The organism is cyanobacterium endosymbiont of Epithemia clementina EcSB, assembly GCF_029919255.1.
In the GTDB taxonomy this organism is placed as follows: domain Bacteria; phylum Cyanobacteriota; class Cyanobacteriia; order Cyanobacteriales; family Microcystaceae; genus Rippkaea.
Genome location: NZ_CP123991.1, coordinates 2,809,856 through 2,823,108, shown reverse-complemented (window position 1 = coordinate 2,823,108; position 13,253 = coordinate 2,809,856). Strand labels below are relative to the sequence as shown.

Below are 13,253 nucleotides of genomic sequence, written 5' to 3'. Positions count from 1 at the left end.
ATCTAGGAACGATCCCATTTCTTCCTTCAACTATCAAAAAACTAATACCGTTCAAATCAAGCAAAGGGTGTTCGAAAGTAACCGAATGACTCCCCTTATCATCCTCCTGGACAGAGGAGACCGAACTCAATGGGCAGAGAACAATCGGCTCCTAAATCCCCACTGTAAAATCTATTTTCGACTTATTCAAGCCTATTCACATCCAATTATAAGAAAGTAAATATAAATATCAAGAGGAAATAGTTCGCGTAAACTGAACACGAACCATTACTATATCCACGCTTAACCGAGTTGAGCCGTATTGGATCGGATTTATATGATCATATTACATTATGTCTCATATCTCCTATTTAAAAACCAGAATTTTGAATATTGCCTGTCGTTTGATAAAAGTGTTTTATTTCACAAACTTAGGCATTATTTCCGCGGCAGTAAATAGTCCATAAATTCCACGACGATGTAGCGCCATACCTGCCTTAAGATAACCAAAAGCAGGTCCGCAAACGTTGGCCGCCATACTGGTTTCGTCTCCTAGAGCGAAAGTATGAGTGGAGATTTTTCCGTCAAAAGTACGCCCGGTTACTTGAACATTAGTACTTAAAGGTTTTCTGGAGTTACGAGTATCAACTACACCCCCAACTGTTACCCGATCACGATCGCAAACCCCCGCCAGTTCTAGCATAATATCATCGGCGTGTTCCATATTTTCTAAGGTTAAAATCCCATTGGTTTTGTCTAAAAAGGCTTCTACCTCAGCATCACTCATACCCTTGGCTCTTTCTACGTCAAACCCTGGCAAATGAGCGATATCTTCACGAATTGTAGCTCTATAGGCTTCCCAGTTAGCAATACCGACTCCAAAGGAGATTTTAACACGGTGAACCTCGGCGTAACTTTGGGCCGCTATGGTTGCAGCGGCGGTGAGCAACCCAGGAGTTGCCCCACATCCGGTTAAGTAAGTGATTCCGGCTTGAGCTAATTCGTATTGTAATTTGAGTAATTGTTCGACTGCACTGGTACGCTTGAGGGCATCTACTAACACTCCTCGCCACCCTGACGAGATAAATTGCCTAGTAACATCCGCCATAAAGGTATTAGGAAGGTTAGGTAAAGCTAAGAAATAGCCATCAACCGTCTTAGTTTCAAGTAAGTCTTGAATACTTTTGTTACTGAAGGTTCCATAGGGCTCACAATAGCCAATCGACCCCTTTTCGTGATAGGTGGAGATTACTTGATCCGGATCTAATCCCCTCTCACAATAACCATAACCTTTAAGATCGGCGGCCGCTACCCAGGTCATCTCTTGTTTAGGAGTAAGAATTCGGGCAGCCGCTTGTCCTAGTCCCCCAAATCCTAAGACTCCCACTTTGAGCGTGCTATTGATATTCATTATTTGTCTCTTTCACTATTCCATTCATCCTTTATTATTAATGCTGAATGAAGTTATTCGCGATTATCTTAAAAATCTCTCTCATAATTTATGAGCTCAGACCTTGTACATCTTTGAAGATCATCTAAGGAAGAAAGATAAGAGGCAATAGGTAAGAATGACAAAATTTGACGATTACCTCCCTTAATTTGACTATGCACAGTTTAACTATCTGGTTTTATTATATTGATTACAATATCTTAAGGTCTAGGCTGTTGTCCATTTAAATTGGATATAGTCTAAATCATATAAAAACTGTCAATTACTTCCCTACCTCTGAGTTAAAATTGCTAATTTATAACAATGAACAAATATCTTAGGCTCCCCCTATAAAATTGGGTCGTTCAAGTCGGAAACACCACTTTTACCCAAGCTCCGTGGGTATCAGGATGATTTTTAGCAGTAATTGAGCCACCATGAGCATGAACAATCTCTTGGGTAATTGCTAGACCCAAACCACTTCCTTGACGAAGAGATTGAGTATCGTTTCCAGCGCGTACTCGTGAAATATCTCCCCGATATAAACGATTAAAAATGTAAGGTAAATCTGCCTCAGAAAACCCAGAACCGCAATCAATAATATCAACTTCGATAGCTTGATTAATTTCGCATAATTTAAGATGAACTTGAATGGTAGATCCAGAAGGACTATGTTTGAAACTATTGTCTAGTAGATTGAGAAATGCTTGGTATAAACGAGAGCGATCACCCGAAAACTGAATTTCCGAACTGCCATGACAGTCGAGAGTGACTTGTGTTTTTTGCGCTAGGGGATCTAAAGTCTGCCACGCTGACAAAATTAATTTATCTAAAGCTAGGCGTTCATAAGTGAGATTTCGATGAAGATTATTTTCGATTTCACTCAGATCAAGCCAATCTTCGACTAGATGAATTAAGCGAGTGGTTTCCTTCAATAGTTTTTCAACCCAACGACGTTCAGGATTTTCTAGGTGAGTCTGTAACGTTTCAGCCACTAAAAAAATAGAGGTTAAAGGGGTTCGTAGTTCATGGGTAAGATCCGAAAAAGCGCGATCACGCGATTGCGATAGTTCTACTAATGGTTGTTGATTTTCCAAGAAAACTGCCACAGCTTGATTCTGGAGAGGATAGCCTGTCCCTTTGAGGGCAATAGCTCCATTATTTACAAGCACTTGACTGACATAGGGTGTTTTATAAAACACCCACTCTTCTACTTGAGCAGTCTGAGTATTACGTGTTTTTTCAATTAGTTGATCAAGTTCATAGGAACGAACTAACTCGAGGAAAAGACGGACTTGGCCAGGTTGCCAACGATCAATATGGAGCAACTGTCGCGCTTGTTGATTACACCACAGCAATTGATTATCCCGATCAATGTGTAGATAACCAATGGGAGCCAACTCCAGGATATATTGTTGTCGTTGTAATTCTATAGCTTGTTGTTGAGACGTTTCTTGAAGATAAAGAATTTCCCGCCGTACTAGAGACGTTGTAGATAAAGACTTAACTAAATCCTCCGTATCGGGCGAAGCAGTCAATATTTTCTGCAATTGGTATTTGAAGCGGTAGTAACTACACCCCCAAATAACCATCCCTAATAAGAAACCGAGAATAAAGAAAATCAATGAACTGATAGCCTACTGTAAGTCATCTGTTGGCCTTTAATAATCTGTTAACTATTGCTTGACTCCATGTTAATTAATTACTTCATGTAATTAACCAAAGCGATAGCCAAACCCCCTTACCGTAATTAAATATTCTGGTTGACTCGGATCATACTCTAGCTTTTCCCTCAACCAGCGGATATGAACATCAACAGTTTTAGTATCTCCTAAGAAATCAGGTCCCCATACCTGTTCTATTAAGTGTTCGCGAGACCAAACCCGACGAGGGTAGCTCATGAACAAATCTAATAAGCGATATTCTTTGGGAGAAAGGTTCGCCTCCTCACCCCGAATCTCTACCCGACATTCGTTGGGATATAGGGTAACATCGCGGAACTTACGGACGGGAACTGATGACACATTACTAAACCCTTGACGACGGATCAAGGCGCGACAACGAGCCACTAATTCCCGCATACTGAAAGGTTTGGTTAAATAATCATCGGCTCCAACTTCTAGACCTAAAACCCTATCAGTTTCACTGGCTTTGGCACTAAGAATTAAGATAGGGACAATGTTCCCATCATATCTTAGGAGGCGACAGATATCTAAACCGTTAATCTGGGGTAGCATTAAATCTAAAACTACCAAGTGAAACTCCCATCCAGTGTCTGAAGACAGCTTATCTTGGAAGAAATTTAATGCGGTGCGTCCATCGGAAGCGCTTACAACCTCATAACCTTCTTCTTCTAAGGCAATAACAATCATATCTCGAATCACATCTTCGTCTTCGACCACCAAAATTCGATGATGGTTGACGTTTTTTTGGGAAGACAAAGCTTGAGGTAAGTCTAGAGATAGCATGAACAATACTCTTAACGTTGACTCTAGGTTAAGATATACAACAAAGTTAGCCGTTGAGTATAGTTTTTTCTTCTTTCATCTCATAGTCTTCTTAGACATTTAAATTTTTTATGCCACTAATAAATAGTTTATGCTACTAAACTTAAGCACCTGGCCGGAAGTTGAAGATTATCTAAACACCTCTCAAGGACTGATCATTCCCATCGGTTCGACTGAACAACATGGACCGACAGGGTTAATAGGAACTGATTCTATTTGTGCAGAGGTGATCGCTAAAGGGGTTGGGGAAAAAACTCAAGCGATGGTAGCCCCCACCATTAATGTAGGTATGGCATTGCATCATACAGCTTTCCCTGGAACTATTAGTTTGCGTCCTACGACCTTAATTCAAGTCATTGAGGATTATTTAACCTGTTTAACTAGGGTAGGATTTACCCGATTTTTCTTTATTAATGGGCATGGCGGTAACATTGCTTCCCTTAAAGGAGCTTTTTCCCAGGCCTATAATTATTTAGCTCATCTTAATTTTCCTCAAGCGGATCAAGTTCGTTGTCGAGTGGAAAATTGGTTTATGTGTAGTTCTGTATACAAAAAAGCGAAGGAATTGTACGGTGATCAAGAAGGATCTCATGCTACCCCCTCAGAAGTAGCTGTTACTCAATATATCCATCCTGAGTCTGTTAAAAATGTCCCTCTATCTGAAAAAGTAGCATCTGGTTATCCAATCTATGGGGCAGTGGATTTTCGTCGTCATTATCCTGATGGCAGAATAGGCTCAAATCCTGCGTTAGCGACTCCGAAACATGGTCAGCAATTATATAATTTAGCGGTTGAGGAACTTTGTGAATCTTATCTTAAGTTTTTGCAAGATAATTAATTTTTGCGACCCGACCCCCCCCTACAATTGTCTTGGGATTTATTTTTAGGCTCTAAACCATAGCGATATTAGAGACTATATCTGAATATACTCGAGTATACCAAGTATACAAGGTAAAATCGGCTATTATTTATGTTTATCTAGTTATGCCAGTAGAAGAAGTGTCTTTCCTGGCATTTTTGTAGTTAAAGAAATTTTTAGGGTTGATGCCCATGTTTTCTAGGAATGACTGAACAGATTGCTAAACGAAGTTATGTGGAGATCGCTCTAGCTGCTTACCCATGTCTCGCCCCCGAATTTGAAGCCGGCTACACCTCAGGAGATATTAAAATTAGTTAAGTTGACAGACGTGCAACTAAAGTATTAGAACTGCTCAGAGATATTTAAGCTATAACTGATTATCTTTAATAGCCTGTCTAAATCTTAGGAAAGAAGATAAAATCGAAACCATATTAACAATATGATAATATTTCTTACCAAGTTTTCCCTTAATGAAAGAGGTAAATCACCAATTTTTCTGCAATCGACAAGATAGTTATCATAATAGAAGCGGTCAAAGATACTTAGAGCCATGTGTTAGAGTTGTTTAGCACCCAATTATGATCGTGATCAGTGGGTTGTTGTCACCGCGATGACCTAACTGACTGTTTATTGCTTTTCCTTGTTCATTTAATCACCATGACTCCAGAATCTATCCCCTCTAAATCATCCAAGATTGGCTTTTCTATGGATGACTTTGCTAAAGCCCTAGACCAGCACGATTATACCTTTGAAAAAGGACAAATCGTTAGTGGAATAGTGCTTCAACACACCTCCGACGGGGCTTATGTTGATATCGGAGGCAAGTCTACGGGATTTGTTCCCCTAAAAGAAGCCGCTTTAGACTCAACCTCTGATCTAGTTGAGGTTCTTCCTTTAAATGAAGAATGTAAGTTTTTGATTATCAGTGATCAAAATGCTGAAGGTCAAGTTAAACTTTCCGTCCGTCAACTCCAATTACAACAAGCCTGGGATTATGTAGCAGAATTGGTTGAGACTGGCCAAACGGTTCAAATTCTCGTGACTCGAACCAATAAAGGGGGAGTCATCGGTAAGGTTAAAGGGTTACGAGGGTTTATTCCGCGATCACATCTGCTCGAAAAAGAAGATTTAGAGTCTTTAGTGGGTCAGTCTTTAACTGCTAATTTTTTGGAAGTTAATCAGGAGAATAATAAATTAGTCTTGTCCCAACGCCGCGCCATTATGGCAGCACAAATGAATAAAATTACGGTAAGAACGTTGGTAGCTGGAAAAGTAGCTAGAATTCAACCCTATGGAATATTCGTAGATTTAAATGGAGTAACAGGATTATTACATATTACACAAATTAGTGGTTTACGGGTTGATTCTTTAAATACACTGTTTAAGTTTGGCCAAGAAATTCAGGTGATAGTTCTCGATATTGACGAATATAAAGGCCGTATTTCCTTGTCTACTAAAGTCTTAGAAAATTATCCTGGGGAAATTTTAGATAACCTTGATGAGGTGATGACAAAAGCTCCAGAAAGAGTAACACAAGCCTTAGAAAGGCTACAAAAAGAATAAGTTATTGGCAAATTAGTTTGGTGGTTAGAAATCATTTTTTAATAACCGATTAGGAAGAAATAAAGAGGTATTTAATCCCAGATTATAAATCGTAATATCCAGTTGCATCCCTCCGTTTAATTCAAAGGAATTAAGACGATCATTTTCACGACAATTCTAAAAAACTACCTATAGAAACATGTTTTTAGTAATTTTTCTGGTCAAAATGTTTAAAAAATATAAACAAAAATTTTGGGGTTGCCTTTTTATTCAAAAACATCAACAATATACCGTCTATCTAAAACTAATAGATGATTTATCTTGACTACTTCCTAGCTGATTTAATCCCGGTCAAGGTAGAAAACGACGACCTCAAAGATCATAAAGCCTACTCTCTCTTTTTCCTCGTCTGTCTGACGCAAACACTAAATATTGGCCATCGGAGGAAAAATGGAAATACTCTTCTGCTGACCGTGTATTTAAACCTTATTTAAACTTTTGTTTTGAGAGGATAGCAAAATTCCTTTGTTGACAGCTGCTTAAACTCAAAATCAAGATACTAACTATAACCTTCAACCACTTATTAAAGGTGTTAGGAGATCACTTCGTGAATGACATTTACTTGATGAGACATAGGTAAAGAACAGCAGTTAACATCATTAAGACAGACCTTACCCCACTGCAACGCCCAGCGCAACAGTTCCACTCTGTTTTCTGTCTTTGTTTTTGTTAAAGTATTACTAATATGATTGTCGACAGTTCGTTTACTAATTTCGAGCTTCTTTGCAATTTCGAGATTGGTTAAACCAGTGGCTACGAGTTCGAGAATTTCCATCTCCCGACTCGACAGAGAGGCTGCTGTCTGAAACTTCTCACTCACCATAAGTATATTTCCCGTAGTATATTTACTTATCCGCTTATCCCATTGTCCTATTCTAGGAAGATGATTAGACATTAAGGTTCACAAAATTAAATAATTTTCGCAAATTATGGATATCCAAAATCATTTCCACACCGCATACATTATGACCACTTAAAAACAGTCTTTTAAACATTGAGCAATTCGTTTGGCAGCTCCCGATGTCCCAAGTCTTTTGCGTCCATTGTCAGCAATACGCTGTAGTTTTTGAGGATTTTTTAATAAAGAATTAATTACAGTTGGTACTTGTTGTGGATGGTCAACTAAAATAACTGATTCTCCTAGAAGATAGGTTTGTTTTTTAGCAAAATTTAAAGTAAACTGTGGTCCATTTCCAGGGATAGTAATTGCTGGTTTACCTAATCCAACAAATTGCTCTGTTGCTGTTCCGGCCATGGCGATCGCTAGATCAGCCATTTGTAAACAATCTTTATAGGAATGCTGAGTTAATATTAGGGTAGTCTGGCGTTGATTAAAAACTAATCTATGAGGATCATTTAAAGACAATTTACTGGTTATTATAGGTTGACAAATCCAACCTTTAGAAATTAGAAATTGAATGAAACTCTCAAGGTTTAGAGCAGGAGAAATTGCCCCTAAAAAGGTAAAGGTATTTTTATGTTTTTCTTTTATTATTTCTTGAATTGCTTCCAGAATAATTTTCCAGTTCTGTTGTGCTTCTGGACTTCTTGAACCCGGGAGTAGCACGATGGTTAATGAATCATATTTCAGGTTTAAATTAACTGTTGGATTCGACTCAAAACCATCCATCATTGGGTTTCCTAAATCAAAGACTCGTATTGGCCATTGTTCTAAAATTTGGGAGGTCAATCGGTCTCTAGGAAAAACCCCCCGACATCGGGAATGACTCATCAACCAACATTCCCAAGGAAAATACATCGATCCAAACCAACGCGCTAACCAAGAAGTTTGAGGCAACCAATCTTTTTCATCCCGTAAATAATATTCTGATTTAGCAGTTCCAACAAATCCATAATCTGCCCCACTCAACCAAGCAAAAAGCAAGGGAACTATATCACCAACTGCTAGAATTTTACCCCCATTATCTCCCCATTTGTGAATATTTTTATACTGATAAAAAGTTAATTCGATTAGTCCTCCAGCAACATCTCGTAGTAGGTGTTTTGGATTTTTATTAAATCCCCCTGATGGCATTTTTTTGACGTTCCCAATAATAGGAATATTATAATCTTTGTATGCGGATCCTTCTCCTACTAGGGGAAAAGCTGCTATTTGAGGCGCGTTAGATAGCTCTCGTAATTGTTCCGCAATACAAGCTGCAATTACATCTTCTCCATGACCGTTACTGACCATTAAAATTGCCATTATACTTTCGATTATTAGTTAATATTATTGATAGGAATAGTTACAAAATTATACAGTCTTTTTTTTAAAAAAACCTAAATAAAAATCAATGTCAATTTTTATGATCCTGAATCCCTTAAAGAGGTAAAGTAAATTGGACAGAAACTTAAATAACAAACTATATGCTGAAAATGACTTAACAGAAGTATATTATGTTGCTGGTATTAATGTGAGAGTTTACCTTAATTAAAAGTTAACTTAAATTGCGGCAGATATTAATTTTTTTTTAAAAAAGTTAGTATGGACTTCAGCTTTATAATAATTAACACAACAGATAAGATAACTATCTCAGTCTGAAAAATAAACTTAATACAAAGGAGTATGAAAATACTTATAAACTATTACTATTATTTTTTATAGTCTCTAGATTCAATAAATTTTTGATATTGTACACGAGTTATAGGATAAATATCTAGATAATAAGACTCTAAGTAAACTTGATCAAGTTTACTTAGAGTCCTGTTCTTTGACATTATTATTTACTCTTTTAAAGACTCTATTCATAAGTTTTAGCATGAATTCATTTAAAAATTAATTATTGGGAATGTTATAGTTAATAAATCAAAAATAATATAAAAGTTATTGTCATATATTTGCATTTTTTCGAATAATTAATAATTTTAAATTATTAATTATGACGTTGTTTAAAATGACGACGACAATATATATACAAAAAAACACTAAATCACAGTAAAAATATTCGTATCAAAAATACAATTATATTTAATTTATATAGTTAATGACTCTACGTATATCTTTAAGAAAGAATATTTTATAGTACAATTAATGTGATTTAAATGTTAATTAGCATGGCTATAGTTGGCATAAAGTTATTAGTAATAAATAGATATTTATTCATAAATACACTGAAACCTTCTTGAAAGAATTTTTATATTCTAAATATAAATTGAATTATTTCCAGTTTTAAAAACATCTTACGTAGTTGATAAGTATGCATAATAATAGAATATTATGGGTAAGTAACTAGCTGATTTTATTGTATGATACTACCTAAATAACGAAATCAATAACACATAAAAATTATGCTTAAAATGAGAATTATTTTGAGTGATAATCTATCTCTGACTAGAACCGATAATGTTATAACTTAAACAATGAACAAAACTTAGTTTTACCAAAAACACTAATTATTATACTTTTTCTAGTTTTGTTATCCATGTCGATGAATTGTTTATTGATCAACTAACTCAATATATATCGAGAATATCTTAAACCTCAAATTAGTATTCTGGACTTGATGAATGGTTGGGAGTCTCATCTTCCCGATGACCTAGAATTTTCTCGTGCTATAATCAGCAATTTTAGACAGTTTTCTAAGAAACCCCCCCCAATCAAACAATCTCTTTTCTGTGGTTTTTAATCTTATCCAGTTTTCTGTAAACCGTACTATAAAACCTTCAAAGATTTGAGCATAGTTGCTTTAGTCATTTAAAATAACCAATTTCATCGCATTAAACTTTAATATCGCTAAAATAGCACAGGAGAGAGTTAAGTATTTTAAACAGGTTAGCTGGAAATTTAATTTCAAAAAAAGATTAAGGACTCAGGGCGTTGAAGAGTTGGAAGTGTTTCGACAGTGAAATTGTTACATTTACAGAGCATCTCAAATAACTAAGACAAAAGTTAAAAGGTCTACCCTCTCACTTCATTCTCTTCTCACCGGAGGTTCCCCAACTACGATACAATTTGTTATCGGATCTCAATTTCGCAACGGCATCGACCGTAGCCGACCATCAAGGTAGATTCAGTGGACTTGACTCAAATTTTCAACACAACATATCCGGTCATTGGTGTCGTTCACCTGTTACCCCTTCCCACTTCTGCCCGTTGGGGAGGTAGTTTAACCTCAGTGATCGAACGGGCTGAACAAGAAGCAACTGCCCTTGTAGCAGGGGGAGTAGATGGTATTATCATCGAAAATTTTTTCGATGCTCCTTTTACAAAAGACCAAGTTGATCCGGCCATTATCAGTGCCATGACCTTGATCGTTGATCGCATTAAAAATTTAGTAGTCGTTCCTGTCGGGATTAACCTTCTCCGTAACGACGCTATCGGGGCAATGGCAATCGCTTCCACCATTAACGCCCAATTTATTCGGGTTAATGTCCTCACTGGAATTATGGCAACCGATCAAGGATTAATTGAAGGCAATGCCCATAAATTACTTCGTTATCGACGGGAATTAGGGGCTGATGTTGCAATTTTAGCCGATGTATTAGTTAAAAACGCCTGTTCCCTAGGAATACCAAACCTAACTACCGCCGTTGAAGATACCCTTGAACGAGGGCTAGCTGACGGAGTAATTCTATCAGGATGGGCAACAGGACGTCCCCCTAGTCTCGAAGATTTAGAATTGGCCTCAGCTGCCGCGCAAGGAACCCCTGTTTTTATCGGCAGTGGGGCAAATTGGGACAATATCGGGGAATTAATGCAAGCTGCTGACGGCGTAATTGTAGCTAGTTCCCTAAAACGTAACGGTAGGATTAGGGAATCGATCGATCCTATTCGGGTTGCCCAATTTGTAGAAGCTGCACAACAGGTCAACGTATCTAAAGAAAGGTCACAATCTCAGCCTTCTTTAAAATTGACTCTATAGAGTATTGTTAAAATCACTGATATAGACTGAATTTTAACAAATCTTACTATGAGTCGCCGACGTTCTATACCTTGGATTTATCGCTGGTCACGCCCTATGATTGGAGTGATCGCCGTTGCTGGGGCTATTTTGACTGCCTATTTAACCATTACTAAACTGATGGGAGGAGAGGTTTCCTGTGGGGTGGAAGCTGCTAAAACTGGAGCAACAGGTTGTAAAAGTGTTCTGGATAGTCCTTATGCTACAGTCTTTGGTCTACCTCTCAGTTTATTTGGATTTTTGGCATATGTTAGTATGGTAACCTTTTCTCTAGGTCCTTTATTCGTAAAACATGACAAGAATAAACGTCTTAGAAAACAACTTGAAGACTGGACTTGGTTACTTCTGTTGGCTGGGGGAACTTCAATGGCCATCTTTAGTGGCTATTTAATGTATATTTTAGCGACAGAACTGCAAACTCTGTGTTACTATTGCATTGGTTCAGCAATATTTTCCTTATTTTTGATGGGATTGACTATTTTCGGGCGAGAATGGGAAGAAACTGGTCAAATTTTTTTTATTCCTATAGTAGTAGCTATGATCACCCTCGTAGGAACCTTGGGGGTCTATGCCGGTGTTAATGGCCCCACCGCTGATGGTCGTACCCCCATTCCACTGCCGAACACTCAAGCTCAGCCTCCCAATGGGTGGAATATTACTACCACATCAGGGAAAGCAGAAATTGCCTTGGCCAAACATCTAACAGCAATTGGGGCCAAAAAATATGGGACGTTTTGGTGTCCCCACTGTTTTGAACAAAAGCAATTATTTGGTAAAGAGGCTTTTCAAGAAATTGATTACATAGAATGTTCCCCTGATGGGAAAAATCCTGACCCACAGGCTTGCATTTCGGCTGAGATTAAATCCTATCCTACCTGGGAGATCAAAGGACAAATTCTTCGAGGAACTCAACTTCCTAAAAAGTTAGCTGAAATTTCTGGATATGAAGGCCCGACGGATTTCAAATATACGATGCCTGTCCGCTAATTTCTAAAGAATAAACCATTTGAAGTAGAGCTTAATGAATCATATTAAGCCCTACTTTAATCTATGGACTATCCAATTTTAAGGACCGCGATCAAACCATGACCACAACCCCATCCTTGTTGCATTTCATATTCTAAAGTGCTGAGAGCATACCCTAATTGGGGTTCAATAATATTAGCTCGAGGATCACAATACCACATCCAACTGACGTCTGAGATAACTCGATCCATAGTCATTAAGGCAAATTGCAAGGGTTTGGGAAAATCATCCCATCCTTGAAGTTCAGGGAGAGAAAAATCATGAGACAAACGATGCAGGGTAAAATTAATTAAAATATTCCAAGAGTTGATAAGTTCATGTAACAGAGGAGTGATAAACTGATGACCGGGGAAAATGGTTGCATCTAATATCAATTCTTCCAAGTTGGTTCGCAAATAATCTTCATGGAGAGAATTAATTAACCGACGACTCTGCTTAAGTTTAGGATTAAATGCCCGGGTATCGGTGTGACGACCTACTAAGATAGAGCGCTCTACTAGTTTGACTACTTCAAGGTTAATTCCTGTGTTAGAGGTGATTTCTTGGGTTAACTCTCTGACCTCTGCTCCCGTCCAAAAACGAATTGGGAATGACTCAATATCTATTTTTTGACGAACTGGTTCAAAATAAAGATAACTCATATTATACTCACGTACTTTCTCTTCTTCTCACTGAGCATCCCAAAAGTCAGGCTATTCAATCGAATATCTTCCAATTAAGTCCATTACCACCAAACTACCATGTCTACCATGATGACAAATATCTTGTAATAAATGAACTAAATCCTTTCGGGCTAAGTGAGACAATGAGCCGTAGGAGGAGAAATATAGAGCGAAAGGAGCCTCAGTTATTTTTAGATCACCGAGTCCTTCACTTAAGTCAGCCTGTTTGAATCGGACGTGAGGATGATCGGCAAACAAAACTTGTTCCTTTTCTACCATTGCTTGGCT

The 13,253-nt window shown here is 37.7% G+C and carries 11 protein-coding genes and 1 pseudogene; 5 read left to right on the top strand and 7 right to left on the bottom strand.

The window, feature by feature from the left end; all coding sequences use genetic code 11:
- Positions 1 to 397: 397 nt before the first annotated feature.
- The 3 genes from bioU to P3F56_RS09440 all read right to left on the bottom strand — a co-directional run bounded on the left by bioU (position 398) and on the right by P3F56_RS09440 (position 3,876).
- Positions 398 to 1,390, bottom strand: a complete 993-nt coding sequence (gene bioU / locus P3F56_RS09450; protein WP_281152609.1) for a (S)-8-amino-7-oxononanoate synthase BioU — start codon at positions 1,388 to 1,390, stop codon at positions 398 to 400.
- 383 nt (positions 1,391 to 1,773) lie between these two features.
- Positions 1,774 to 3,000 (bottom strand): sensor histidine kinase, encoded by a 1,227-nt coding sequence (locus P3F56_RS09445; protein ID WP_281152608.1) that lies wholly within the window; start codon positions 2,998 to 3,000, stop codon positions 1,774 to 1,776.
- Between the two features lie 123 nt (positions 3,001 to 3,123).
- Positions 3,124 to 3,876 carry a response regulator transcription factor gene (locus tag P3F56_RS09440; RefSeq protein ID WP_281152607.1) on the bottom strand — a complete coding sequence of 251 codons (753 nt, stop codon included), beginning with the start codon at positions 3,874 to 3,876 and terminating at the stop codon, positions 3,124 to 3,126.
- Positions 3,877 to 4,006: 130 nt separating this feature from the next.
- Here P3F56_RS09440 and P3F56_RS09435 point away from each other — a divergent pair, with 130 nt between their 5' ends.
- Positions 4,007 to 4,753: a creatininase family protein gene (locus P3F56_RS09435; RefSeq protein WP_281152606.1), complete on the top strand. Its 747-nt coding sequence runs from the start codon at positions 4,007 to 4,009 to the stop codon at positions 4,751 to 4,753.
- A gap of 693 nt (positions 4,754 to 5,446) precedes the next feature.
- Positions 5,447 to 6,337 carry a S1 RNA-binding domain-containing protein gene (locus P3F56_RS09430; protein ID WP_281153790.1) on the top strand — a complete coding sequence of 297 codons (891 nt, stop codon included), beginning with the start codon at positions 5,447 to 5,449 and terminating at the stop codon, positions 6,335 to 6,337.
- A gap of 571 nt (positions 6,338 to 6,908) precedes the next feature.
- Here P3F56_RS09430 and pedR read toward each other — a convergent pair.
- Both pedR and P3F56_RS09420 read right to left on the bottom strand, forming a co-directional pair.
- Positions 6,909 to 7,271: a photosynthetic electron transport-dependent transcriptional regulator PedR gene (gene pedR / locus P3F56_RS09425; protein ID WP_281152605.1), complete on the bottom strand. Its 363-nt coding sequence runs from the start codon at positions 7,269 to 7,271 to the stop codon at positions 6,909 to 6,911.
- 78 nt (positions 7,272 to 7,349) lie between these two features.
- Positions 7,350 to 8,582 carry a lipid-A-disaccharide synthase-related protein gene (locus P3F56_RS09420; protein ID WP_281152604.1) on the bottom strand — a complete coding sequence of 411 codons (1,233 nt, stop codon included), beginning with the start codon at positions 8,580 to 8,582 and terminating at the stop codon, positions 7,350 to 7,352.
- A 1,197-nt stretch (positions 8,583 to 9,779) separates the two neighbouring features.
- Between P3F56_RS09420 and P3F56_RS10605 the strand changes: the two are divergent.
- The 3 genes and pseudogenes from P3F56_RS10605 to P3F56_RS09410 all read left to right on the top strand — a co-directional run.
- A pseudogene (locus tag P3F56_RS10605) lies at positions 9,780 to 9,921 on the top strand (SAM-dependent methyltransferase); the annotation flags it as partial.
- 468 nt (positions 9,922 to 10,389) lie between these two features.
- On the top strand, positions 10,390 to 11,238 hold the full coding sequence (gene btpA / locus P3F56_RS09415) for a photosystem I biogenesis protein BtpA (protein WP_281152603.1): 849 nt from the start codon (positions 10,390 to 10,392) through the stop codon (positions 11,236 to 11,238).
- Between the two features lie 48 nt (positions 11,239 to 11,286).
- The gene (locus P3F56_RS09410) at positions 11,287 to 12,264 is read left to right on the top strand and encodes a vitamin K epoxide reductase family protein (RefSeq protein ID WP_281152602.1); all 978 of its coding nucleotides are present in this window, start codon (positions 11,287 to 11,289) and stop codon (positions 12,262 to 12,264) included.
- A gap of 68 nt (positions 12,265 to 12,332) precedes the next feature.
- Here the strand turns inward: P3F56_RS09410 and P3F56_RS09405 are convergent, their stop codons facing one another.
- Together P3F56_RS09405 and P3F56_RS09400 are read right to left on the bottom strand one after the other, a co-directional pair.
- Positions 12,333 to 12,944 (bottom strand): hypothetical protein, encoded by a 612-nt coding sequence (locus tag P3F56_RS09405; protein ID WP_281152601.1) that lies wholly within the window; start codon positions 12,942 to 12,944, stop codon positions 12,333 to 12,335.
- A 51-nt stretch (positions 12,945 to 12,995) separates the two neighbouring features.
- A complete protein-coding gene (locus P3F56_RS09400; protein ID WP_281152600.1) occupies positions 12,996 to 13,244 on the bottom strand; it encodes a hypothetical protein in 249 nt (82 codons plus the stop codon).
- Positions 13,245 to 13,253: the final 9 nt, after the last annotated feature.

Bases quoted from the DNA above. Each gene is read 5' to 3' on its own strand.
- bioU (WP_281152609.1), bottom strand. From the start codon at position 1,390: ATGAATATCAATAGCACGCTCAAAGTGGGAGTCTTAGGATTTGGGGGA.
- P3F56_RS09445 (WP_281152608.1), bottom strand. From the start codon at position 3,000: ATGGTTATTTGGGGGTGTAGTTACTACCGCTTCAAATACCAATTGCAG.
- P3F56_RS09440 (WP_281152607.1), bottom strand. From the start codon at position 3,876: ATGCTATCTCTAGACTTACCTCAAGCTTTGTCTTCCCAAAAAAACGTC.
- P3F56_RS09435 (WP_281152606.1), top strand. From the start codon at position 4,007: ATGCTACTAAACTTAAGCACCTGGCCGGAAGTTGAAGATTATCTAAAC.
- pedR (WP_281152605.1), bottom strand. From the start codon at position 7,271: ATGTCTAATCATCTTCCTAGAATAGGACAATGGGATAAGCGGATAAGT.
- P3F56_RS09420 (WP_281152604.1), bottom strand. From the start codon at position 8,582: ATGGCAATTTTAATGGTCAGTAACGGTCATGGAGAAGATGTAATTGCA.
- P3F56_RS09410 (WP_281152602.1), top strand. From the start codon at position 11,287: ATGAGTCGCCGACGTTCTATACCTTGGATTTATCGCTGGTCACGCCCT.
- P3F56_RS09405 (WP_281152601.1), bottom strand. From the start codon at position 12,944: ATGAGTTATCTTTATTTTGAACCAGTTCGTCAAAAAATAGATATTGAG.
- P3F56_RS09400 (WP_281152600.1), bottom strand. From the start codon at position 13,244: ATGGTAGAAAAGGAACAAGTTTTGTTTGCCGATCATCCTCACGTCCGA.